Below are 21,610 nucleotides of genomic sequence, written 5' to 3' on the forward strand. Positions count from 1 at the left end.
AATGAAGTAAATTTTTTTAAAAGGATGGGCGTGCACCCATCCTTTTTTTATTGAAAATATCCTATGGTATCATTAGTATTTTTCTTTTATTAGTATTAGCTTTTCTACAAGTTTTAATTGGTTTTCCATATTGGTTAACCAATTTGGTTTACCAAATATAACTTAATAGTTTGTTAAAAAAAAATTAATGTCAAATTTTATGATGTTAATTTTAGGTATCTAATACTTAAAGGAGCACTAAGTTGCCATATTGGTAATTTGAGGCCGTTCTAGCTTATGAAAAGGCGAGTCCGCCATTGATGTCGATATTGGCCCCGGTAATAAAAGTAGTTTCGTCGGAAGCAAGACAAGCTACGGTATTGGCTATCTCTTCAGCCGTACCTTCCCTGCGCAATGGGGTGGCTCCCGCTACCTTTTTACGTACATCGCCCGTAGTGAAAGTGTCGTGAAAGGTCGTGGCGATCATTCCTGGGCAAAGGGCGTTGACGCGAATATTCTTGGGGCCTACTTCTTTGGCCAGACCTCGTGTAAAGGTCATAACGGCGCCTTTTGAAGTGGCATAGGCCAAAGAACCGCCGCCACCGCCATCACGGCCTGCTTGCGATGCAATGTTTATGATCGAGGCACCAGACTTCATATGGGGCAATATGGCTTGTGAGACCAGAAAGGTGGAGTTGAGGTTCAAGGCAATGACCTTATTAAAGAAAGCCTCGTCCATTTCGGCAATACTCTTACGGGCTACCAATCCACCGGCATTGTTTACCAAGATGTCAATGGTACCTCCAAATGCCTTTATCGCTTCCGATACCAAATGGTCAACATCGGCCTTTTGGGTCATGTCCCCTTTAACGATTATGGCTTCGCCCGAAATTGCCCTTATCTCATCAAGGGTTTTCTTTGCGTTGGCCTCGTTGTTGTAATAGTTGACTACTACTTTGGCTCCTTCTTTTGCCAATTTAAGTGAAATGGCCTTGCCAATATCCCTTGTTCCGCCTGTGACAACGGCAATTTTTCCTTTTAAATCCATAGTTATTATTTAGTCATAAAATCTTCCCTGATCGGGCTGAAAACATCTATTAATACACCTGCTTCTTGACAAACGGTTCCATGCATTACGTGGGGAGGAATGTAAAACGAATCGCCTCCTTTTAGTATTTTGGTCTCTTCACCTATTGTCATCTTGAATTTTCCGCTAACGACGTAAGTTACTTGTGAGTGGTAGTGCTCGTGCATGGGGCCTATACCGCCTTTTTCAAATTTTACGTTTACGAGCATGATCTTATCGTCGTAGCCCATAATCTGACGTTGTACGCCTTCGCCAACGGTTTCCCAGGGGATTTCGTCCCCGATTAAAAACTCTTTACTTGATCCAAAACTTTCCATAGTTTAATTTTAATTGATTTTAATAAATTGATAGGGCCCCGTCCAACGGTATTCCTTGCCCTTGATTTCTATAATATGCTCTTTATTGACATTTTTGTTTTCATTGGCCAGTATCAATAGTGTTTGTTCGGTATTGGACTTGGCATCGATCAATACTGCCGTGTACTCTTTCGTATCTAACATAAGCTCGATTTTAGAGATTGAACTGTTCGCATTTACCGAAAACTCTGAAACAGGACTATAATGGCCGTGTGATTCTAGTATCGATACAAAGGTGGTGTTCTTTGTGTTCTTTCTTCTGATGATCAAACCGGCGTCCCTTCTTAGGTTGAACTCTGGGTCATTGGCCCCGATGCGTACGAAATGTAGCTCGTCGTCGTTGTTCGTTGCCGTGGTCAGGGTATAGAAGCGTCCGTTTTCCAACCAGCTGAGCTGGGAGTTGTCGCCTTTGGGCTGTCCTAGGCCTTCTGACCAAAGGTGCTGATAGCCGTTATCGGAACCTAGGGGTTCCAAGCTTTTTGGGGTGGTGAAATCAAAATTGGTTTGCATCACCTGTCCTTTGAAGTAGAAGGGAAGGTCGTATTGGTTCGCGGCATTCGAACCGACCCTTAGGATATCGAGTACAAAGGGCTTTTCAAAACCATCGGTTTTTATCAGGGCCATGGTCCGATGCATTTCCGTACCGGGATAGGCGTTTTGTTCTTTGGCGCTCACCACCTGTACTTCTGGGTTGGAAGCATCAAAAAAGTAGAGCTCCGAATGGTGTTGGCTCCCCACTTCGTACTTTCCTTCAAAATGTGAGGTTTCGTTTTGTACAAGGGTATTGTGGGCTATGGTCTGTTTGGCCCAGGTCGTGTTCTCCTTGAGGTAATTGCCCCCGCCTTTTTGCTCGATGTTGACAAAACGGGCGAGACCGTAATCTTGTAATATTTCGGTTCCCTTTTCGTAAAGTGAGAACGATAGTTTGTCGTAGTGCCCATGGCTTAGCCCTTGCGCCGCATATTTGTAGACCAAGGTCATAGCTTCGTTGCCGTACCTGAGTATGGCCACGCCCCCTTGGTCGCCGTTGGCCCCATCGCTAAGCTTGATCGATTTTTTTTGGAAGTCCTCGCTTTTTCCTTCCCTAATGCCCAAGGCTACGGCCAGCCCCGAATCGTCCAATAAAACTTGGCCCTGTTCTTCGGCTATGCTGAGCAATTGCGGATTGTGGTTTCCGTAATGATAGGCGATATCAACGGCGGTAACCAGCTCTCGGGAGTGATATGACATACCTTTTTGGGCGTCGTTCAAGGGAAAGAATTCGCCATCGGCATCGGAGAGGCTCAAAAGCGTGTTTACCGATTTTAGCAATACGCCATCCTTGTGTTCGAATATTTTCTGTTGGGGCCTTACATTGTGCAGGGCCTCGGCAAAGATCAAAAAGGGGTACATGGCATACCTTTGGTAGTAAGGGCCTTCGGTATAATATCCGTCAGGGGAAAAAGGCTCGTCTATATTGGCCAGAAAACCGGCTTTTTGGCCTTCCACCTTTATGAATCCTCCGTCATTGTCCTTGGCCCCGATCGGCAAGCCGTCGTCTTCAATACCGTAGAGCGCCCTTTGGATCAACTCCTCATCGCCCATTACCAAACCGATCATCCCTACGGCGGCATTGCCCCAAGTACTGTGGTTGTGTACGCGGTTGTAGAATTGCGGATTTTCTATGGATATGTAATCGGCGAATGGCCTGAAAAGGTTTTTTTCAAGTTGCTTGCGTTCTTTTTTCGAAAGGTAGTCATATACGCAGTCATAGGCCTGACTCACGTAAACCAGCCAATTGGAATCGTTTAGGCACTGCCAGAACAACTTTCCCCGGGCGTAAGAACGCGTTTGTGGGTGTACCGGTAGGTCTTTGTACATTCCTTCGTATTGAAACAGCATGTCCTTTATGTATAGGGCATATTTCTCATCGTTTAGAATTTGGTACAATACCCCTGCTTTTTGAAGGATGAAAAAATTGCGCTTATGGCGCTCATGGGTATAGCCTCCGGAATAATCTTTAGGGAGGGGCGTATCTATGCCCAATGCTATTTCGGCATCCACTTCGGCCTTTACCTTTTCCAAGGTGGCGTCAAAAATGGGGATGTTGCCCAATTCGGCCCTTATTTTTTCTACTCCCGCCTTGGTCAGTATCAGACTCGGGTGTTCTTGTGCATGTCCGCTGAAGGAAAGCAACAGAACGAAGAGGAGGGATTGTAGTACGGGTATGTATTTGGTCATGTTCATATCTAATTAGGTGTTGGGCCTAAATGGAACCCATTAGTGAAAAAAATTGGTCATCGGTTGCTTTTGATGTTTTAAAAGAGCCTAGGTATTGTTGCTATGGGCGTACCGACGACCAAGTGCATGCTAATGGTCCTACTATCATTATATGTTTTCTTTTTACTCGATAATCGAGATTAAATGCTCCGAGGCTTGGCTCGAAATCAAGGTGTATTCCTTTTAATGCCTCGTGGGCTTGCCCCGAGGTAGTTTACGATCTTTTTCCTGAACATTGCCTTATGACATAGAGGCAGTGGCATTTTTAAGGAACAAACCCATTCGCCGAACCTGTATAGTCGGTTTGTGTTCCATCGGTATTACCAAGGGAAGTCACAAAAGAAATACTAGGGACGAAAGGCGATTTCATATTGACTGTAAAATTGGTTAACCAATTTGGTTGACCAAAAATAAGTATATTTGTGGAACTAGCAAATTTTTAACAGTTAGTGGGGTTAATTAATTATTTAAGCAGGTGTTATGGGGAAAGGACATGATTATATCTCAAGAAGGCATTTTTCAAAACGGACGGCCGCCGCATTGTGCAGTGTGCCCTTTATGCCATTACATGGATGGAACGCTTTATCTTCCAATACATCGGAAGAGGATATCAAGGTACATCTTTTTTCTAAGCACTTACAGTTTTTGGGCTACGAAGAAATGTCGGAGGTTGCCGCGGATATCGGTTTTGACGGATTGGATTTGACCGTAAGGCCGAAAGGCCATGTATTGCCGGAAAATGTGCAAGATGACCTGCCCAAGGCCGTTGAGGCCATGCGTAAATACGGACTGCAACCTAAAATGATGACCACTAACGTGCTCGATGCCCATGCGGAAATAGACCAACAGGTGTTGAAAACGGCCAGTAAACTAGGGTTGACCCATTATAGGACCGGATGGCTCAGTTATCCTGAAGACCGAAGTATTCAAGAAAGCCAAGAAATCTATAAGTCCCTTTTCAAATCCTTGGAAGCGGCGAACGAAAAATGGGGCTTGATAGGCTGTTATCAAAACCATGCGGGCAACCACGTTGGGGCGCCTATTTGGGATTTGCCTCCTATGCTGCCCGGCCCGCAAAGCAAACATTTGGGCAGTCAGTACGATATACGGCATGCGGTGGTCGAAGGTGGTATGAGCTGGGAACTCGACCTTCGGCTTATAGCGCCATATATAAGGTCGATCGTGATAAAGGATTTTAAATGGGGAATGCAAGAAGGCCAATGGAAACCGGTGAATACGCCGCTTGGTGAGGGTATGGTAGACTTTGGCCGCTATTTTTCTTTGCTAAAAAAATACGGGATCAACGTACCGATATCGCTGCACTTGGAATACGATCTAGGGGGAGCCGAACATGGTGCCCAACAAATAAGCATCGACAAAAAAGTGGTCTATGCCATGATGAAAAAAGATTTGACCTTTTTAAGGAAGGCATGGAAAGCAGCGGAATAATATAAATTTAACCAACCAGGGTATGAGTAAAAAAGAAGAGAGTACCATAGAGAAATTGAGAAAGGTCAGTACGGCTACCATTGCCACCTGTTTGTTTAAAAAGGGGCTGAAAAACCAATTTATACAGAAGGTTAGGCCGCTCAAGCCCGGTCGGCCCACAATGGTCGGGAGGGCCTATACGCTGCGTTACATTCCGGCACGCGAAGATCTCAACCCTATAGAGGTTTTTCAAGACCGGAGACACCTGCAGCGGGTTGCGGTAGAGGAATGTCCCGAAGGATATGTTCTGGTCATAGATAGTCGAAAAGATGCCCGTGCGGCTTCGGCGGGTTCCATCTTGGCAACGCGTTTAATGGTGCGTGGGGTAGAGGGTATGGTGACCGATGGCGGCTTTCGGGATTCCGCCGAGATTGCCGATCTTGATTTTGCGGCTTATCACCAAGGGCCATCGGCGCCTACGAATTTGACCTTGCACCACGCCATTGGCGTTAATGAGCCTATCGCATGTGGCGATGTGGCGGTATTTCCCGAGGATTTTATTGTAGGTGACGATGACGGGGTCATGGTAATACCGGCCCACCTGGCCGAAGGGGTGGCGGAAGAGTGTACAAAAATGACCCTTTTTGAAGACTATGTGATGAAGGAAGTCCAAAAAGGGAAGTCGATTATGGGGCTCTATCCGCTTACCGATAAAGAGTACAAGGCCCGTTTTGATGCATGGATGTTTTTAAAAGACAAGGAAAAGTCATAGTCCGGAGTTACTGCGAATGGCTTCCCTGCGCCGACTTGCGATTGAAGGGGTTTTTGATCGCTACATCAAAGGCGAGATAATGGGCGTCTTTAGAAAAATCCCTTCCCAAGAGGTTGTTCATGTAGCCCATATTAAGGGTGATATCTTGTTGGGGCAGGGTCAGGGAGTAGTAGAGGGAAAAACGACTTTCCTTATAGGCGAATTTACTCCAGTTTTCCGTTTTGCCCGTTGCGAATAGCGATTCTGCAGCGGTGCTGATCTGCTGCGTTTTTGAGCGGTTGAGATAAAAGGAAAGTTTGGCCTTGAAACGGGAGCGGAATTGTAAAGATTCGGTCGCTAAAGTGAAGTCGGGATCGTAAAAGCGTCGGATCTCTGGGCGGTAACTGAACGCATAGTTGATTTTTTTTAAGGAATTGAGATAGGAGATACTGCCGTAAGCCCGTAGTTCTTGACGTGCTTTTGGGGTGTCGTAGTCGTAAGGAGGGGTCGATGTATACTTGTTTTGCCATCGGTAACTCAATGCCAAGGCGCACTTCCAGTGGGGTTTGAAGCGGTGTGTGACTTCTTGGTTTATCACGTAAATCGATGGTTTTTCTATCGGATTATAGTTGTTCGGGTCACTTACACTACCGAATCCTAAATAGGTGGAAGACACTGTAGTCCCTTTTTGGCCAAGGTCCTGTTTTGCCCCTAGGGCCAACCATGCGGCGGTATGGACCTCACCCAATCCCGGAGGGGAAAATTGGGCAAGGCCTTTTATTTGGGTTAGAAGTCCGAAAAGAAGAAGGGGAATAACTTTACGAATACTTCCTTCCATCTTAGTCCTCAATTTGGCTCAATATATTTCCATTGGCATCGAAAACCACTTCCCAGTCTTGCTTGAGCAAGGAGTTCAATTCCATCTTATAGAAGATTTTTCCCTCGTCGGTTATGCGTTCCACATCGTCGGTGGAGTAGCCCTGAAAATTGGTTTCGATAGTTTTATGTACCGCTTGGGGCAATTCCTTTGAAGCTATTTCTTCCTTTTGTTTTACCATCTTTCCTTCGGCATTGTACCATACGTCGTGCTCCGTGTTCCATCCGGTTTCAAATTCCACGTTGTATAGCTTGCCGTCCATTTCCCACTCTACATCCGTGGCTTTTGGATATTGGCTGTTGAACTGATTTAAGATTACGGAAGGAACCTGGCTTTTAGGAAGATCTTGAGCCTGTGAAAAACTGAGGGTTCCCAATGCCGCTAAGAATAAAATTTGCTTTTTCATGTGTATACTGTTTTAATTTATACCGTAAAGAAAGCATGTGAATTTGGAAACAATTGGGAATGCCCGAAGTGGGGGCTTATATTGTGGAGAAGCGTATACTGAAGGAGTGCACGCCTTTTTCGAAGCCGTAAGTTAGGGGGAAGCCGTATAGGTCGGCAATGGCTTTTACAATGGCTAGACCCAGGCCGCTTCCGCTCGTTTTTGAGTCGGTTTTGTGAAATCGGCTGAATACCTTGCCCTTGTCCAAGGTTTTGTCTTTTCCCGTGTTGCGGACGGTAAGCGTATCCTTCGAAATATGTACTTCAACCGTGCCGTTCCCGTGATTGTGGAGTATGGCATTTTTAAGTAGGTTCGAAACAATGATCTGGGCAAGGGTAGGGTCTAGGTGTACCTGTAGTTCATCGGTTTCGGAAACTTCTGTTTTTAGTTTTTTATAACTACTGATTTCCTCAAGGTCACCCAAGGTTTGGTTGACGATGGGATTTAAATGGATTTGCTGATTGTCAAAAAACTGTTTGTTGTCTATTTTAGAGAGTAGGAGCAGGGATTTGTTCAGTCGGACCGAGCGCTCGACGATCTGAAAGATTTCGGCGATCTTTAGCGCATGCGCTTCTTTCAGGTCTTCCTTTTCCAAGAGCAGCTCGAGTTTGTTGATGACCATGGCCAAGGGGGTTTGCAGCTCGTGGGAGGCATTTCCGATAAATTCCTTTTGCTGTTCGAATGCCGATATGCTATGTTGCAACAAGGTGTTTACGGCATATTCCAAATCTTTGAACTCCTTGGTTTTTGTGGAAGTTGCCGGAAGTTTTTCGGTGCTTCCGAGCCGGTAACTTTTTAGTTGGTGCAAGAAGTCGTAAAAGGGTTTCCAGAGCTTTTTCAATACCACATTGTTAATGAGTATGATGCTGGCGATTAGAATGATATAGAGCCAGACCACATCCCAGAACAGTTCGTCGATAAGGTCGTCTTCCTCCACCATGGAGTTGGCGACCTTTAGCTCGTAATACTGTCCCTTTACTTCAAAAGAGGTGGTAAGCATGCGTACCGGTTCGGGTTCGGGTTCTTTGTCGTCGGCATCTTGCATGTAGATGATGGTATCGACGTATTGGTCCTTTGCCGAAAGCGCCCTTTTCTTGTCGATTTTTTGCAGGGTAAAGAAACTCTCGTCAAAACCGCTTTTGGTCAAAATGGTAGAATCGGTCTGTGCTTTTTCAATGATGATGCGCTTGTAGTTTTCCAGACCTTCATCGATGCTGCTTTTGATCTCATTGAGCATGCTCATATAAAAGACCACGCTCCATACCGTAACGATGGCCAAAATGGAAATGGACAAATATTTCAGCGATTGGTTGAGGAGCTTCATTTTTCAACAAGTTTATAGCCCACCCCGTAAACGGAGGCTATTTCTATATCGGCTCCGGAGCGCTGCAGTTTTTTTCGCAAGTTTTTGATTTGTGAGTATACAAAGTCCAAACTGTCGACCTGGTCGGTGTTGTCTCCCCAAACATGTTCTGCCAGTGCGGTTTTGGTGACCAATCGTTTTTTGTTGAGAAGGAAGTAATTAAGGATGTCGAACTCTTTGCGGTTGAGGGGCGTACTATTGCCGTTTACGGAAAACTTACGATCGCTCAGGTCCAAAACCGTATTGGCGAATTCAATGCTGTTTTTTCCATTGAGATTTTTCCTGCGGAGGACGGCCTTGACACGTGCGTTGAGTTCGGCAAGGTGAAAGGGCTTGGTAAGGTAGTCGTCGGCCCCAAGTTCCAAACCCTTGAGTTTGTCATCGAGGGAATCTTTGGCCGAAATGATAATGATGTTCCCGCTCTTGCCCTCTTTTTTCAGTTCTTTTAGAATATCCAATCCACTGCCGTTGGGCAGCATAATATCGAGTAAGATGCAGTCGTAATCGTAGACGAAGGCCTTTTCCATGGCGGTATGGTAGTCCGCTGCGGTCTCCACTAAAAAATTTTCTTTTTCCAGTGATTCCGTTATACTGTTCTGCAGCTGGGCTTCGTCCTCTATTACTAAAATCTTCACCTTGCAAAATTGCTACAAGATTTTGGAAAGAATTGGGAATTTCCGATTTTTTTTGGACTTCCTTTCCAGGTCGTAGTGTTTTGCGGATCGAGGGCCGTGCCTAATTTTCCTTTTGATCGTTTTCGTACACTAATTTTCCTCCAAGATAGGTGGCCATAACTTTGACTTCCCTGATTTTCTTTGGGTCTATTTTTTGTATGTCCTCGCTTAAGATGACGAAATCCGCTAGTTTTCCGGGTTCAAGAGTGCCCTTTACCGTTTCGTCAAAAGAGGCGTAGGCCCCATTTTTGGTATAGGCCCGCAAGGCCTCTTCCGTACTTATTTTTTGTTCCGGCACCCAGCCATTCGGGTTTTTGCCATCTAAGGTATTTCGGGTAACGGCGGCATATATACCGGTTAGAGGATTGCCGGGGGCCACTGGCCAATCACTGCCAAAGGCCAATATAGTTTTAGCATCCAAGAGCGATTGAAAGGCGTAGGTGGTCTTGACCCGTTCGGGCCCGATCAAGGTTTCGGCCCATATTCCATCATCAATGGCGTGATAGGGTTGCACGCTGGCAATGATGTCTAGTTCGCCAAATCGGTGTAGGTCTTGTTTTGAGATGTGCTGGGCATGTTCAATGCGCAGTCGGCGTTCCTTTTTTCCGTTTTCCTTGACGATGCGTTCATAGATTTCCAATAAGGTGTGAATGGCATTATCGCCTATGGCGTGGACCTGAATGTGAAGGCCGGCCTTGTCGGCCTCCGAAATCCATTGGTATAGATTCGCTTCACTGTTAATAAATAATCCATTGTCGGCGGGTTTGTCGGTATAGGGTTCCATAAAGGAAGCGGTATGTGATCCCAGGGACCCATCGATAAAGCCCTTGACTATTCCTGTTTTTAACCAAAGTTCGTCTGAGCTTATTTTTCTTTGGGCTTCTTTCCATCGGTTCAGTGGTTTTGCTGAATAAATACGTAGGGAGAGTTCCCCTGAATCCAGCAATTCTTGGGCTACTTCGGCGGTGCCCAAACTATCCACATCGTGTACGGAGGTCACACCGTGCGACAAAAAGTAATGCGAAGCTTCTTTAAGGGCCTTTTTCTTTTGTGTTTTGGTCAGTGGAGGAATCTTGTCGAGTAAAAGTCCCATAGCATTACTCTTTAAAATTCCCGTCGGTATGCCCTTATCATCCCTTACGATCTCGCCATTAGGGACGTCAGGGGTGTCTTTGTCTATACCTGCAAAATCGAGGGCGGCGGAATTGGCAAAGACCATATGTCCGTCAAGACGGTAGACAGCTACGGGATTGTTCTGTGTATAGGGGTCTATCCATTCTTTTTTTGGCAGTTCACCACCCCAAAGGGTATGGTCCCAATTGCCTTCCATGATCCAGGTTCCCGGGTCTATGGTTTCGGCAAAATCGGCGATGCGCCGGGTAAACTCTTCCGGTGTTTGCGCATCGCGGAGTTCAACGTTCAGCAAGCTGTTACCGCCCATAAGCAAATGCACGTGCGAATCGATAAAACCAGGCGTGATAAAACGGTTGCCTACATTTATTATTTCCGTGGTATGGCCCTTGTATTTCTCCAGTTCGCTATTTGAGCCGATGGCCAAAATGGTATCGGCCAATACGGCAATGGCCTGCGCACTGGGTTGGGACTCGCTGCCCGTCCAAATGTTGGCATTGGTGAGTATCAGGTCTGCTTTTGGGGCGGCTTCCTGACAAGAGATCAAGGAAAGCAGGGCCAAGAAAAAAAGGTAAGGAGGCAGTACTTTTAAGGGCAGGCCGTTCTTCATACAATTCTTTTTTTACTTTACATCCTATTCCCGGGCCGCCTTAAACTCGCTTCCCTCATACCATTTCGGAAAATAGGTCTCGTTGGCCAATTTTCTTCCTACCTCAAAAAACAACTGTAGGTCGAAGCTTACCCCACTCAATTCGGTGGTTTCGGGATCGTATTCATCCGAAGGTTGATGGTACTTATGGGTGTTGTAGTCGTCTAGGGTGGCTTTTATCGATTCCATACTTTGGTCGAAACCTTCGTAACTGCCACTGGCGTAGAGGGCGGGGATACCGATTTTCGCAAAGTTAAAATGGTCCGATCTAAAAAAGTAGCCCTTTTCGGCATGGGGATCGGGAATAATATAGCGCCCTTGTTCCAGTGCGGCTTCCTCGGCATATTTGTCCATTTCCGACTGACCGTAACCCGTTATGGTCAGGTCTTTCATTTTTCCGGGACTGCCCAAGGCATCCATATTGATATTGGCTACGGTTTTTTTAGGATCGAAAATCGGATTCTCGGCATAGTAGGCGGAGCCTAGCAAACCTTGCTCTTCCGCGGTAACGGCTATAAAGGCGACGGAACGTTTTGTGGGACCGTTTTTCTTGAAGGCCTCGGCAATGGCAAGAAGGCCCGCGGTGCCCGATGCATTGTCTATGGCACCGTTGTAAATGGAATCGCCATCAATGGGCTTACCTACGCCAAGGTGGTCCCAGTGGGCCGAGTAGATAATGACCTCGTCCTTTTTTTCCGTACCCGGAATAAGGGCGATTACGTTTTTTGAAACGTCTTTCTTGATTTTGTTTTGAATGGAAACGGAAACGTCTAGGCCCAAGGGGATGGGTTCAAAGCCCTTGCTTCGGGCCAATACCTTATAGTCTTCCCCTTTCATGATGGAGGCATCGAAGATCTTTTGGGCGCTTTCTTGGTTTACCCAAGACTCGACCTTTAAGAGGGGCAGGTCGCTTTCAATGATCAATTTGGCCCCGCTCCAACCCGATTCGACCACGTTCCATCCATAGGAAGCCGGTTCGGTATCGTGAACGATAATAACCCCGTCGGCCCCTTGTCTTGCGGCCTCCTCATATTTGTAGGTCCAACGCCCGTAATAGGTCATGGCGTTTCCCTTGAACAAGGTAGAGTCGCCCGATTGAAATCCCGGGTCGTTGACCAAGACCACGGCGGTCTTTCCTTTCCAGTCGATACCTTCGTAATCGTTCCACCCGTATTCGGGGGCCACGATGCCGTAGCCGGCAAAGACCAGCTCGGAGCGGTCAAGGCCGATTTCGGTCTTCACCTGGCTGGTGGTGGCCACAAAATCGCTCAGGACCTTGAGGTCAAAGCTTCCGTCTTTTCCCGATATCACCATTTTTTCCGAAGGGCTTCCATCGATTTCTACCATGGGCACCTCTTGAAAGTAGCTATCGCCGTTACCCGGTGAAAGTCCGAGTTTTTCAAATTCATCCTTTAAATAATTTACGGTCTTTACCTCGCCTTCGGTAAAGGGCTTTCTCCCTAAAAAGGCATCCGAAGCCAGACGTTCTATATGTTTGGCCAAGGTGGCTTGGTCTATCTCCACCGGTTTTTCGGCGTTTTTATTTTCCGTATTACAGCTTATATATAAGGCGAGTACTAAAAATTTCAAGAGATTCTTGGTCATAGGGATGATGTTTTGTTGAACAGATGGTCTATAGGGTCATAGGTTGCGCTAAGATTTACTAAAGCACCTATAGAACTAAGGTCGAAAATCTAAAGGGATTTTCCAACTTTAAGGGGGCAAACCGAAATTAAGGTAGGGCCTTGTGTCTCTATCGCTTAGGCGTTATAAAATAGGGGGAGAGGGAGGGGATAAAGGCAGCCCTTCTTTTTAGGAGGGCTGCGCTGTATTCTTATTCGATATGTCACCCATCCCCGGCCCATACCCCAAAAGCATTGAAAATTCAAAATCGGTATGGGGTAAAATGCGTCATTGACACGTGTATCGCTACCGCCCATACATTTTAAAGGAATATGTAACTCTCTGGTTGCTAGCTTTATTATAGTCGTATCGCCATAAGGTAAGAGCTTGTGGCGACGCTAAAAAAAATGCTTTATACACCTTAAAACAGAAAAAGATGATACGAGTTACAGCCGATTTATTTTCAGGTCGCCCCAATCCGAGTTGGATCATGGCCGATGCCAATGGGGAAGAAATCCTTAAGCAGATAGCAAAAGAAAAACAGATCATTTCCAAACCCAATACCGGTTACGACGGTTTGGGATTCAGGGGCATAGAGATCGAGGTCATCAGTGATGAAAAAATACGGGGCATACCCAATTCCTTTAAAATTGCCGACGGTACGGCCGAAGACCAAAAGACGAGTATTGGAATCGCCAGTAGGATCGTGGAGCAAATGACCCGCTACAGCAAGTTGAGCCTCGATTCACACAGGCTGACGCCCATAGACAAGCATATTCAGAAGATTATCTTGGCGAGTATAGAACAGTATCAACTAGATCTTGAACGAATTCGAAAGGTGATAAAAAAGCGCTATCCCAAACTTCCTAAAAACTCCAAAAGGGTTACCGTAGACGATGCTTCTTGCTGTGATTGCAAATACGAGGAAAGCAAGTTCAACCCGAATTTTTGGAATGCCGATAGCCATGTGCGACACAATAACAATTGCTACAACTATGGAAGGAACTGGAAGACCAACACCTTTGCCCAGCCGGGTAAGTTCTCGGGGCAAATGGCTTCATCAATGAGCTGTAGCGAGGTCAAGGCGGCTTCCCTTCGCGATGGCTTGAAGTTGCGATGTGACTGCCTTCCACAAAGTGAATATCCGAGAAGGTTGATGGCATTGGTCATTGCCCCGGGCGTCGATTACCACTGGTACAGAAAACAAGACGGTGGGTTTTGGGGGCATAAGCCTGGCGGAACCCCTGCCAAAAACACCGATAATAGCGGTGATCTCATTACCGATCCCGAGACCTGCGACCGAGGTTCGGGCTCCACTTTGAACTATACCGATTTTTGTGATTATTTTTATGCGGGCAAAAGTGTGTCCATTATCTAAATAAGAAGGCCATGGAGGTATACAAACTGGAACTGGATATACTTTCAGGCGGACAGAATCCACAATTTGAGATAGGGCCCTATGAATTCATGGGGCTTTTTCATACCATTGAAGCCTTGGACGAAAGTGCCACGGATGGTTTTTTTGACGGCCTCGGTTTTCGGGGCTTTGTCTTGTCGAAGGGAGAACGATTGCGGTGTACGGTGCAGAAGACCATCATAAAAATAGAGGAGGGTCCTGAAACTAGATATAAACGGGGCGATGACGGCTTGATACGGGAGTTGTTCGAACTGGTCCGTAAATACGACCCCGATAGGCGGTATGAGCACCTGATCGCCATGGCTGCGAAAGAGTATAGGTCCTAGCCTTGGTATATAGAGATACACCGAAGGCAAAGAGCTTTCTTTTGAAGTGGCCCCGTTTCGGGTTCTAGGGGGCATAAAGGAGAATGTTTCGGGGGAACCGAGCTCTATCCACTTTCCATAACTTAGGCCTTCCGTATAAAAAATACAGTCTGGTCTTCCTGTTAAAAACAGCAGGTAAAACTAGGATATCATCCGTATTTACGGGCCAGGTATTTTAAGATGGTATCGATATTTTCCGGTTCGGGGGAAGCGATATCGATGGTCAGGGCGCGTTTGGGTATTTCAAGGGCCTCAAAATCCGATTTGATCATGGCAGCCGGGCGGTCGTGGTTTTCCGTTTGTTCCGCACGCTGTACCACGTGTTCGTACGAACCGTTCATAAAGACCCAATCCAATTCATGCTCTACCTGGTCCGCGATTAATAAACGGTGTTCTTTCTTCAATACCGAACATGAGATCACACAGCCTTTTTTTGCCGATTCCGCAAGAATGATTTCTTTAATGGACATCAACCATTTTTCAAGGTCTACGTCTTGGGGCAATTGGCCCTCGGGCAAGGCTTTGGACAGGGGCAGCTTTTCCGCGTCAAAGAACGGAATTTCCAATCGCTGGGCGACCTTTTCGCCTACGGAACGTTTTCCCGAACCGCAAACCCCTACTAAAATAACGATGTAATTGTGCTTTTTCATATACTTCTCTAATTGGTTAACCAATTTGGTTAACCAAATATATGTATATTTGTTCAACTATCAAATTTTGTGGCCTAAAAGGCAAGTAAAATCGCAAGGGCTTGTGAACGGGGCGGGTTTCGCTACTTGGGTTTCGGGGCTTTTCTTTGCTTTGGCCTGCCACGGCGATAGTCGGTATACGGATGCAATGGAGGCGCCATTCCATACAAGCGTATGCCAAGAAACTACTAAGGATATGACATAAAATCTATGCTATGGCTAAAAAAGTGATCACATTCGGAGAAGTAATGATGCGTTTATCGCCTCCGGGATATTCAAAATTTGCCCAAGCCACCTCTTTTGAGCTGGCCTATGGGGGAGGAGAGGCCAATGTAGCCATCTCACTGGCCTATTTGGGCATGAAAGCGGCCCATGTAACGCGCTTTCCCGATAATGCCTTGGGCAAGGCCGCTACCCAATTTCTACGCAAGCATTGGCTGAGTACCGAACACGTTTTTTACGGCGGTGATATGCTGGGCAAGTATTTTTTGGAAAAGGGAGCAGTGCACCGCTCTAGTGAGGTGATCTATGAAAGGGAGGGCTCTTCCTTCTCCTTGATCGCACCGGGCATGGTCGATTGGGAAGCGGTGCTCAAGGATGCGGATTGGTTTCATTGGACCGGCATTACCCCCGCTATTTCCGAAGGGGCCGCCATGTGTTGCCTAGAGGGAATAAAAACCGCCAACCGAATGGGGATCAAGGTATCGGGCGATATCAACTCGCGAAAGAACATGTGGAAGTTTGGCAAGAGCATGCAGGAAGTCATGCCCGAACTCGTTCAAAATTGCGATGTGGTCATTAGCAGTAGCCGCGGGATACGCGAAATATTCGGACTGGGGAAGGCCGGTGATAAATTCCGGACTTTGGCCGAGCAGCTCATGTACACCTTTCCCCGGATCGAAAAGGTCGTAGGGAAGACCCGCAAATCCATTAGTGCCTCGCACCAGCAGATCCATGGGAAGATGTGGGACGGCGAAAAGTATGTAAAGACCAAGAAGTTGAACATTACCCACGTAATCGATCGCGTCGGTACGGGCGATGCCTTTGCGGCGGGACTCATCTATGGCCTATTGCACTATGGGGATGTAGAGGCCTTGAAGTTTGCCTCGGCCGCCTGTGCGCTCAAACATACCGTTCCCGGGGATGCCAATATGGTGTCTTTGGAAAACGTCTTAAGCTTGATGCAGGGCGATACCTCGGGCGCCATTAGAAGATAGGAAAAGGAAGCCTTTTAAAGCGACTTGCACGCGATGGGGAACGGTTTTTTTAAGAGTTTGGCTTTCCTAGGGGCGTGATTTTCCCGTTTTTATAGGCCAGTCGGTAGGCCTTGCCCTTTTCGACCAATTCGATCTCAAAGGCAGAGGAAAAGGCTTTGTCGTTCGTAGGATACCAATCTTTTAGGGCCTTGTCGATACATATAAAAAGTCCGTGTTCATCGCCAATGGCACAGAACCTTTCGAATCCGCCATCGAAGATTTCAATACCGGTTAAACGGGCCAGTCGGTCATACTTCTTTTGAATATCGGTAGTGGGCATGCCTATCTCTGAAATCTCAAGAAACTGGTCGAGGCCAAATTTTTGGTCCGATGGATTGTTCAGGTTTTTGCGGGCTATGAGCTCTACTATATTTTGGTCACTGTCGTAAAAGTAAATGGCCTTGGCGTTCCAGAAATCAAAATCCTGTATTTCACGATCCCCATCCTTTAGAATTTTTACTTTCGATTTGAGCCAATTCAAGGCCTCGAGCTCTTTGTTGGCTGGAATATTGATGGCAAAATGGTAAGGGCTTGTATCGGCATTGAACTCGATATGGAGTATCGATTTGCCACATTGAAAGGAAAGTTTGTTCGCGCTTTCTTCGATTTGGGGCAATCCCAAGACTTGGGCGTAAAATTCGCTTTGTTCCTTGATCTTCGAGCTGTATATTGTTAATTCCTTAATCTGCATTTTTTATTCCATCGGATCGTACTGGCCATGGTACAAGTTATGAAAAAAAGCAAATGGGGGAACGGTAGGGAAGTTTTTAAAAGCGATGTGCTATTCTTTTTTAGTGAACGGGTCTTTGTGTTTTAGGTAGGAGTTCCCGGGGATGCAGCTCAACGTTGATCTGGTGTAAAAGCTTTGATTTTGCCGTGTCCCCACGCTTGACCCGCAAGAGGCTCAAAAGGCCCATTACGGTATATCGGAATTTTGAGCTATGGGTTTTCATGTTTTTTATCCGTTAGGTTGCTGTAGTGGCAACTTCTATTTCCTTTTTTTCTGAACAGATTTCCTATCCTCCTAAAAATGTTCTGTTTTCTCGTAATAACTACTTCCCCAAGTATGGCGGGATCTTCTAACATATTCACCTTTAGAAACCCTGTTTGGGAAGTGACTTTTATCTCTTGGGTTTCAAATCCAATATAAGAGAAGACTAGAGTGGGGAGCTTACCCAATTCTTTAGTGGTGATGGGTATTGAAAAATTCCCGTCAAAATCGGTTTCCGCACGGTAGGAAGTGCCTTTTATCATAATACTTGTACCGGGTAAACCACCACTTTCATCAAATACGTTTCCTTTTATCTGAACGGAATCTGAGGTCTTCTCATGCACAAGCGTTTTTTCCCCTATTATATTTCGCTGCTCGATTTTACGGCTTTCAGGGGGGGCACTTTGGCTAAGTGCAGGAGTCGATAAGGAGAGTAGGGTGGTTATACCCATGAGAAGTCCTGTTTTTGGGAACCGATGGTTCTGAGCAGATGAGATGGACTTGTTTAGCTGTGTGGGCAGGAATTTTCCGCACATTTTATGCTCGCTGTCTAAGAGTTGGGCCAGTTGATAGTGAGACTTTCCAGTAAAATCAATGACCTCTTTTTGGCAGTTGAAACAAAACGCACCTTTTTCCGTAGGAGTCATTTCACTCCATTTTGAACTACAAGGTTTCGGTATTTTTATTTCGTATTTCATTTGGCTTAAAGGAAGTGATTCATTTCTCCAATGTAAGAAAATAGGGATGGATTTATCTAATGCTTTGGTAGACTCTTCTCAAAACCTTTGTGCTATTGGTTTTTATACCGCGTAGTTTATTTTAAATCAAGTCAATTGTTAAATAATCTTGTGATTTTATCACCTCTTATGTTAGATGCTAATTGCAAATGTGTATGGCTTTTAGAGTTGGCTTTTCGTTCTATTCATAATCAAACTTGCTATTAGTCCAATTCCCACTATTACATCCACTATATTCCAAATTTGTCTACCAAGTGCAATTTTAAAAAAGGGTTGAAAGAGTAGAGCAAGTCCACCGTAAATTATCATTTCAGTTTTTTTGTCTTGTTCATTTGCCTTAAAAGCTAAAATTCCGAAACCTATTAAGGCTACAAACCTAACAAGTTGGTAATATCCATATGGCATATCCAATAAACATAAAAATAGTAGAATAGCCAATATCAGTTTTATAATTATTGTCATATCTATCTGTATATTGGCATTTCAGGATAAGGTATGAATTCATCCAATAATGGTGTTAATCCTGTTTTTACCGCAAACACCAATGCCAACAGAATAGCCGAGAATAATATTACCGAGTTCAAATTGTCATTGGCAACTTCTATAAAAATACTTTCGCCTTTACTAAATAAACTGAAAAGCAATGTTGACAACCAAAAAAGCACTATAAATATAAGCAAGGTAATTCCTAAAAAAACACAGTAAAATGATATTTCTTTAAAGACTAAACTATTACCTTCTAATTGGCTTGGAAGAATTTTTGTAAGTGTTTGAAAAGTATTAATGAGTTCACTCAATAGAAGACCAAGCGCTAAAAACAAAACACCTTTAAAATATGAAATACTCATTGGGTTTTCGTTTTCTGAAAGCTTAGTTTTTAATTTAGATTTCACGAAGCCATTCAATAAAAACAGAGACACTGCTGTACTTAATATAATAGCTAAAAGAGTTAAAATGTTGGTCATATGGTTAGATTTTTATTTGATATTAATGAAACATTCCAAAACCTCATATCTGATATTTCACGAGAAATAATACCAGGTGGAATGCCTTGAGTTGTTGTTTCCCAAACAACATATTTTATTCCGTTAATTGATTTTGAAATTCCTTTGAATGGCAAATTAATGCCGATTATTGAATGTTTGTAAAGTTCACTCGACAACATTACAACATCGTAGTTGTAGTGGTTAAAAATTGTAAAAAGTAAGAGTGTTCGGGTGTCGCAGTCTCCTTGTAAAGTTGACATAAATTCTACAGGTGTTAGCAGGCCGTATTTTGTAAAGCCTTGACAATCTCCATTTTTCGCTAAATATTCTTTGATAAAAGTGTCATTATAAATATTAGCATTACAAGCATCACCTAAGATGAGTGAATAAGGAATGTCTTGTATTAATGATACTACAACCACTGCGAATTCAATTTTGTTCAGATTTTTTTCAGCTTTTAAACTGTCTAATGTTGAATAAACTAAGTCCAGTTTATTTACATCATAGTCATAAATTGTTGAAACAATTCTATTGTATTGAGAAGTGCTGTTTAGAGGAATTGAAAGATTATTTCTCAATTGATAGGCATCTTTGTAATCTGAAACACGCATTTTGATGTCTGCTTCATATAAATTGTTGGTATAATCCTCCCAAACTCTATGATGCGTAATTATACTATCACCTAAAATAGGATTTTCTTCTATTTCAGTGATTTCTTTAGCATCATCTACAATATTTGTTTTCTTTATGTTTGGATATTTTAGTGTATTAGTTATTGCTGATATAATTCCAAATACCATTAGTAATAAAAGTGCAATACCAGCAAATCTAAAAATCCATTTGAAGATGCTAACAATAACACTACTTAATAAGGACAACAAGTAAATTACACCTAATAAAATGGCGATTGGTAAAATAACTTTCCAACCAAAAATTAGAAGCGGAATAATAAAAACAGCTCCAATTATTATTTGAAGTAGCAATCCCATCGTTTCCCAAAAAGAAAAACTTGAACAGCTTGTACTTGATTGTTTTACCCAAGAACCCCAGTAAGTAGATTTATCAGAATTATAATATTCCCAACGCTTGTAGTTGCCATCAACTTCTGAATTTCCAGTTTGCTTATTAGTTTTAACCTTGTCAGAAGGCAAACTTAATTTTGTGGGTATGTCTTTCTCAATTTCTACTTCAATATATTCTGTGTCGTAGTGTTTTAAATAACCAGAAATATTGCCAGTAATATCGCCAAAAACTTTATTTCCCTCGTATACTTGATTTGAAAGCGTATAATCACTTAACTTTTTATCGTTTAAATTGACATTGTAAATTTTAGAGGCTCCTTTTTCATCAGTTATTTCAAGTGGTAAATTGTCTGGTAGTTTTGTAAGGAAATTATTAATTTCTTGAAATGCTTCTGGCTCGCCAGTCTCCCAATGCCTTACATTAAACTCATTTTTTGTGGTAACGATTTCTCCAGAGATTACTTCGAGGTCATAAAAATTTTCGTGCTTGACGTCGGATTTTCTTGGGTCAAAATAGCCAATAAACTTGCCTTTGAACTTACCTTGAATGTAAGTCCGTCTTTCAACATGATTTTTTATGGTTTCATATTTAGGCATATAGGCTATCTAGTAAATCGTCCTCTTTGAGTAGCTCTCTTTTGTTCTTTTTCCTTTTCGTGTTGAATGGTGCATCAGAATAATGTTCATCGAAATGCAAATCAAGTCCATATTTATGGTTGAATATTTCGTTATACTTTTCTTTAAACAACTCATATTCATATTTTACAAGATGCGACTCAACATAATGTTTAGTCTTATAGAAAATACTGTCTTTGTGGATGAAGATTTTAAGATACGTTGGAATAATAAAAAGTATTAGAATAAATACTGTTATAGCCCAACTGACAGGATATTTTTTGTTTAAAATAATAATGCCTTGAATGTAATAGTTTGATTTGCTTACTAACCGCTCCATCGAAGATGTAAGAGTTAATTTCTTTTCTTTCCTATCTTCAATTAATCTCAAATAGAACTCATCGTTGCTTCCAGTTAATAGCTTTTGGTATTCGCTGATTTCTTTGTCCAGATATGAGTTTGTTAGTTGAGTATATCGCTTGATTTTTTCTTGCTTAAAAACTTCAATATCTTGTGCTAACGGTTTAGAGAAAATTAAACTCTCGATTGGCTTTGACACAATTATGGATATAAAGGCAATAAAAATTAATCGAATACTTACAGATATAAAACGAGCGGTTTTATTTGGTATGTAGGGAAATCCAGTTTTAGATAACGTGTAAAGTAAGAATAAATAAATGTTGGTAATCATCCAAGCAAAAAACAAACCTATAATTATTCCTATCCATAGATTTTGAAGTAAGCCTGTAAATGCTAAAAAGCAACTTACAAAACACAAGCTAAAAATTACCGCAACAAGCACACCAATTCCAGTAAATCGGCTTCTCGTTGATTTATTACATTTTGCGATAACATTCTTGTCATCACCAGAAAGTGTCCAGAAAAACTTTTTAAGTTTCATAGCACCTAA

At 43.6% G+C, this 21,610-nt stretch carries 21 protein-coding genes; 5 read left to right on the top strand and 16 right to left on the bottom strand.

The window, feature by feature from the left end; genetic code table 11:
• Positions 1-274: 274 nt before the first annotated feature.
• From ZOBGAL_RS12430 to ZOBGAL_RS12440, 3 genes are read right to left on the bottom strand one after another with little or no spacing between them, the layout of a single operon-like run.
• Positions 275-1,027: an SDR family NAD(P)-dependent oxidoreductase gene (locus ZOBGAL_RS12430; protein WP_013993968.1), complete on the bottom strand. Its 753-nt coding sequence runs from the start codon at positions 1,025-1,027 to the stop codon at positions 275-277.
• 5 nt (positions 1,028-1,032) lie between these two features.
• The gene (locus ZOBGAL_RS12435) at positions 1,033-1,383 is read right to left on the bottom strand and encodes a cupin domain-containing protein (protein ID WP_013993969.1); all 351 of its coding nucleotides are present in this window, start codon (positions 1,381-1,383) and stop codon (positions 1,033-1,035) included.
• A 9-nt stretch (positions 1,384-1,392) separates the two neighbouring features.
• On the bottom strand, positions 1,393-3,642 hold the full coding sequence (locus ZOBGAL_RS12440) for an alginate lyase family protein (RefSeq protein ID WP_148560706.1): 2,250 nt from the start codon (positions 3,640-3,642) through the stop codon (positions 1,393-1,395).
• A 519-nt stretch (positions 3,643-4,161) separates the two neighbouring features.
• Between ZOBGAL_RS12440 and ZOBGAL_RS12445 the strand changes: the two genes are divergently transcribed.
• Both ZOBGAL_RS12445 and ZOBGAL_RS12450 read left to right on the top strand, forming a co-directional pair.
• The gene (locus ZOBGAL_RS12445) at positions 4,162-5,130 is read left to right on the top strand and encodes a sugar phosphate isomerase/epimerase family protein (protein ID WP_013993972.1); all 969 of its coding nucleotides are present in this window, start codon (positions 4,162-4,164) and stop codon (positions 5,128-5,130) included.
• A gap of 22 nt (positions 5,131-5,152) precedes the next feature.
• Positions 5,153-5,881, top strand: a complete 729-nt coding sequence (locus ZOBGAL_RS12450; RefSeq protein WP_013993973.1) for a ribonuclease activity regulator RraA — start codon at positions 5,153-5,155, stop codon at positions 5,879-5,881.
• Between the two features lie 7 nt (positions 5,882-5,888).
• On the opposite strand, the gene ZOBGAL_RS12455 is transcribed toward ZOBGAL_RS12450, so the two are convergent.
• The 6 genes from ZOBGAL_RS12455 to ZOBGAL_RS12480 form a co-directional block, all read right to left on the bottom strand.
• Positions 5,889-6,698 carry a DUF2490 domain-containing protein gene (locus ZOBGAL_RS12455; protein WP_013993974.1) on the bottom strand — a complete coding sequence of 270 codons (810 nt, stop codon included), beginning with the start codon at positions 6,696-6,698 and terminating at the stop codon, positions 5,889-5,891.
• Between the two features lies 1 nt (position 6,699).
• The gene (locus ZOBGAL_RS12460; RefSeq protein ID WP_013993975.1) at positions 6,700-7,143 is read right to left on the bottom strand and encodes a PepSY-like domain-containing protein; all 444 of its coding nucleotides are present in this window, start codon (positions 7,141-7,143) and stop codon (positions 6,700-6,702) included.
• A 76-nt stretch (positions 7,144-7,219) separates the two neighbouring features.
• Entirely contained in the window at positions 7,220-8,506 is a 1,287-nt protein-coding gene (locus tag ZOBGAL_RS12465; RefSeq protein ID WP_013993976.1) for a sensor histidine kinase, read from the bottom strand.
• Complete coding sequence (locus ZOBGAL_RS12470) at positions 8,503-9,180, bottom strand: response regulator transcription factor (RefSeq protein WP_013993977.1); 678 nt, start codon at positions 9,178-9,180, stop codon at positions 8,503-8,505. The genes ZOBGAL_RS12465 and ZOBGAL_RS12470 overlap by 4 nt, the downstream gene beginning before the upstream one ends.
• A 100-nt stretch (positions 9,181-9,280) precedes the next feature.
• Positions 9,281-10,960 carry an amidohydrolase gene (locus tag ZOBGAL_RS12475; RefSeq protein ID WP_013993978.1) on the bottom strand — a complete coding sequence of 560 codons (1,680 nt, stop codon included), beginning with the start codon at positions 10,958-10,960 and terminating at the stop codon, positions 9,281-9,283.
• Positions 10,961-10,984: 24 nt separating this feature from the next.
• Positions 10,985-12,604 carry a M28 family metallopeptidase gene (locus tag ZOBGAL_RS12480; protein WP_013993979.1) on the bottom strand — a complete coding sequence of 540 codons (1,620 nt, stop codon included), beginning with the start codon at positions 12,602-12,604 and terminating at the stop codon, positions 10,985-10,987.
• Between the two features lie 454 nt (positions 12,605-13,058).
• On the opposite strand from ZOBGAL_RS12480, the gene ZOBGAL_RS12485 reads away from it, so the two are divergent.
• The gene (locus tag ZOBGAL_RS12485; protein ID WP_013993980.1) at positions 13,059-14,000 is read left to right on the top strand and encodes a hypothetical protein; all 942 of its coding nucleotides are present in this window, start codon (positions 13,059-13,061) and stop codon (positions 13,998-14,000) included.
• 11 nt (positions 14,001-14,011) lie between these two features.
• Positions 14,012-14,365, top strand: a complete 354-nt coding sequence (locus ZOBGAL_RS12490; protein ID WP_013993981.1) for a hypothetical protein — start codon at positions 14,012-14,014, stop codon at positions 14,363-14,365.
• Between the two features lie 188 nt (positions 14,366-14,553).
• On the opposite strand, the gene ZOBGAL_RS12495 is transcribed toward ZOBGAL_RS12490, so the two are convergent.
• Entirely contained in the window at positions 14,554-15,054 is a 501-nt protein-coding gene (locus tag ZOBGAL_RS12495; RefSeq protein ID WP_013993982.1) for a shikimate kinase, read from the bottom strand.
• A gap of 254 nt (positions 15,055-15,308) precedes the next feature.
• On the opposite strand from ZOBGAL_RS12495, the gene ZOBGAL_RS12505 reads away from it, so the two are divergent.
• Positions 15,309-16,310, top strand: coding sequence for a sugar kinase (locus tag ZOBGAL_RS12505; protein WP_013993984.1), 1,002 nt, complete (start codon positions 15,309-15,311; stop codon positions 16,308-16,310).
• Positions 16,311-16,359: 49 nt separating this feature from the next.
• Here the strand turns inward: ZOBGAL_RS12505 and ZOBGAL_RS12510 are convergent, their stop codons facing one another.
• From ZOBGAL_RS12510 to ZOBGAL_RS12535, 6 genes are all read right to left on the bottom strand, one after another.
• Entirely contained in the window at positions 16,360-17,040 is a 681-nt protein-coding gene (locus ZOBGAL_RS12510; protein ID WP_013993985.1) for a VOC family protein, read from the bottom strand.
• Positions 17,041-17,288: 248 nt separating this feature from the next.
• Positions 17,289-18,038, bottom strand: a complete 750-nt coding sequence (locus tag ZOBGAL_RS12515; protein WP_013993987.1) for a carboxypeptidase-like regulatory domain-containing protein — start codon at positions 18,036-18,038, stop codon at positions 17,289-17,291.
• A gap of 201 nt (positions 18,039-18,239) precedes the next feature.
• A complete protein-coding gene (locus tag ZOBGAL_RS12520) occupies positions 18,240-18,539 on the bottom strand; it encodes a DUF6804 family protein (protein WP_013993988.1) in 300 nt (99 codons plus the stop codon).
• Between the two features lie 2 nt (positions 18,540-18,541).
• Positions 18,542-19,042 carry a hypothetical protein gene (locus ZOBGAL_RS12525; protein WP_013993989.1) on the bottom strand — a complete coding sequence of 167 codons (501 nt, stop codon included), beginning with the start codon at positions 19,040-19,042 and terminating at the stop codon, positions 18,542-18,544.
• Positions 19,039-20,682 carry a hypothetical protein gene (locus ZOBGAL_RS12530; RefSeq protein ID WP_013993990.1) on the bottom strand — a complete coding sequence of 548 codons (1,644 nt, stop codon included), beginning with the start codon at positions 20,680-20,682 and terminating at the stop codon, positions 19,039-19,041. Before ZOBGAL_RS12530 ends, ZOBGAL_RS12525 begins: the two co-directional genes overlap by 4 nt.
• Complete coding sequence (locus tag ZOBGAL_RS12535) at positions 20,675-21,601, bottom strand: DUF4407 domain-containing protein (protein WP_013993991.1); 927 nt, start codon at positions 21,599-21,601, stop codon at positions 20,675-20,677. Before ZOBGAL_RS12535 ends, ZOBGAL_RS12530 begins: the two co-directional genes overlap by 8 nt.
• Positions 21,602-21,610: the final 9 nt, after the last annotated feature.

It is taken from the genome of Zobellia galactanivorans (assembly GCF_000973105.1).
Taxonomy (GTDB): Bacteria; Bacteroidota; Bacteroidia; order Flavobacteriales; family Flavobacteriaceae; genus Zobellia; species Zobellia galactanivorans.

Excerpts from the sequence above, each read along its gene's own strand:
- ZOBGAL_RS12475 (WP_013993978.1), bottom strand. The coding sequence starts at position 10,960 with ATGAAGAACGGCCTGCCCTTAAAAGTACTGCCTCCTTACCTTTTTTTC.
- ZOBGAL_RS12530 (WP_013993990.1), bottom strand. The coding sequence starts at position 20,682 with ATGCCTAAATATGAAACCATAAAAAATCATGTTGAAAGACGGACTTAC.
- ZOBGAL_RS12535 (WP_013993991.1), bottom strand. The coding sequence starts at position 21,601 with ATGAAACTTAAAAAGTTTTTCTGGACACTTTCTGGTGATGACAAGAAT.
- ZOBGAL_RS12485 (WP_013993980.1), top strand. The coding sequence starts at position 13,059 with ATGATACGAGTTACAGCCGATTTATTTTCAGGTCGCCCCAATCCGAGT.
- ZOBGAL_RS12465 (WP_013993976.1), bottom strand. The coding sequence starts at position 8,506 with ATGAAGCTCCTCAACCAATCGCTGAAATATTTGTCCATTTCCATTTTG.
- ZOBGAL_RS12495 (WP_013993982.1), bottom strand. The coding sequence starts at position 15,054 with ATGAAAAAGCACAATTACATCGTTATTTTAGTAGGGGTTTGCGGTTCG.
- ZOBGAL_RS12525 (WP_013993989.1), bottom strand. The coding sequence starts at position 19,042 with ATGACCAACATTTTAACTCTTTTAGCTATTATATTAAGTACAGCAGTG.
- ZOBGAL_RS12435 (WP_013993969.1), bottom strand. The coding sequence starts at position 1,383 with ATGGAAAGTTTTGGATCAAGTAAAGAGTTTTTAATCGGGGACGAAATC.
- ZOBGAL_RS12445 (WP_013993972.1), top strand. The coding sequence starts at position 4,162 with ATGGGGAAAGGACATGATTATATCTCAAGAAGGCATTTTTCAAAACGG.
- ZOBGAL_RS12450 (WP_013993973.1), top strand. The coding sequence starts at position 5,153 with ATGAGTAAAAAAGAAGAGAGTACCATAGAGAAATTGAGAAAGGTCAGT.
- ZOBGAL_RS12455 (WP_013993974.1), bottom strand. The coding sequence starts at position 6,698 with ATGGAAGGAAGTATTCGTAAAGTTATTCCCCTTCTTCTTTTCGGACTT.
- ZOBGAL_RS12460 (WP_013993975.1), bottom strand. The coding sequence starts at position 7,143 with ATGAAAAAGCAAATTTTATTCTTAGCGGCATTGGGAACCCTCAGTTTT.
- ZOBGAL_RS12505 (WP_013993984.1), top strand. The coding sequence starts at position 15,309 with ATGGCTAAAAAAGTGATCACATTCGGAGAAGTAATGATGCGTTTATCG.
- ZOBGAL_RS12510 (WP_013993985.1), bottom strand. The coding sequence starts at position 17,040 with ATGCAGATTAAGGAATTAACAATATACAGCTCGAAGATCAAGGAACAA.
- ZOBGAL_RS12440 (WP_148560706.1), bottom strand. The coding sequence starts at position 3,642 with ATGACCAAATACATACCCGTACTACAATCCCTCCTCTTCGTTCTGTTG.
- ZOBGAL_RS12480 (WP_013993979.1), bottom strand. The coding sequence starts at position 12,604 with ATGACCAAGAATCTCTTGAAATTTTTAGTACTCGCCTTATATATAAGC.
- ZOBGAL_RS12520 (WP_013993988.1), bottom strand. The coding sequence starts at position 18,539 with ATGACAATAATTATAAAACTGATATTGGCTATTCTACTATTTTTATGT.
- ZOBGAL_RS12490 (WP_013993981.1), top strand. The coding sequence starts at position 14,012 with ATGGAGGTATACAAACTGGAACTGGATATACTTTCAGGCGGACAGAAT.
- ZOBGAL_RS12515 (WP_013993987.1), bottom strand. The coding sequence starts at position 18,038 with ATGAAATACGAAATAAAAATACCGAAACCTTGTAGTTCAAAATGGAGT.
- ZOBGAL_RS12430 (WP_013993968.1), bottom strand. The coding sequence starts at position 1,027 with ATGGATTTAAAAGGAAAAATTGCCGTTGTCACAGGCGGAACAAGGGAT.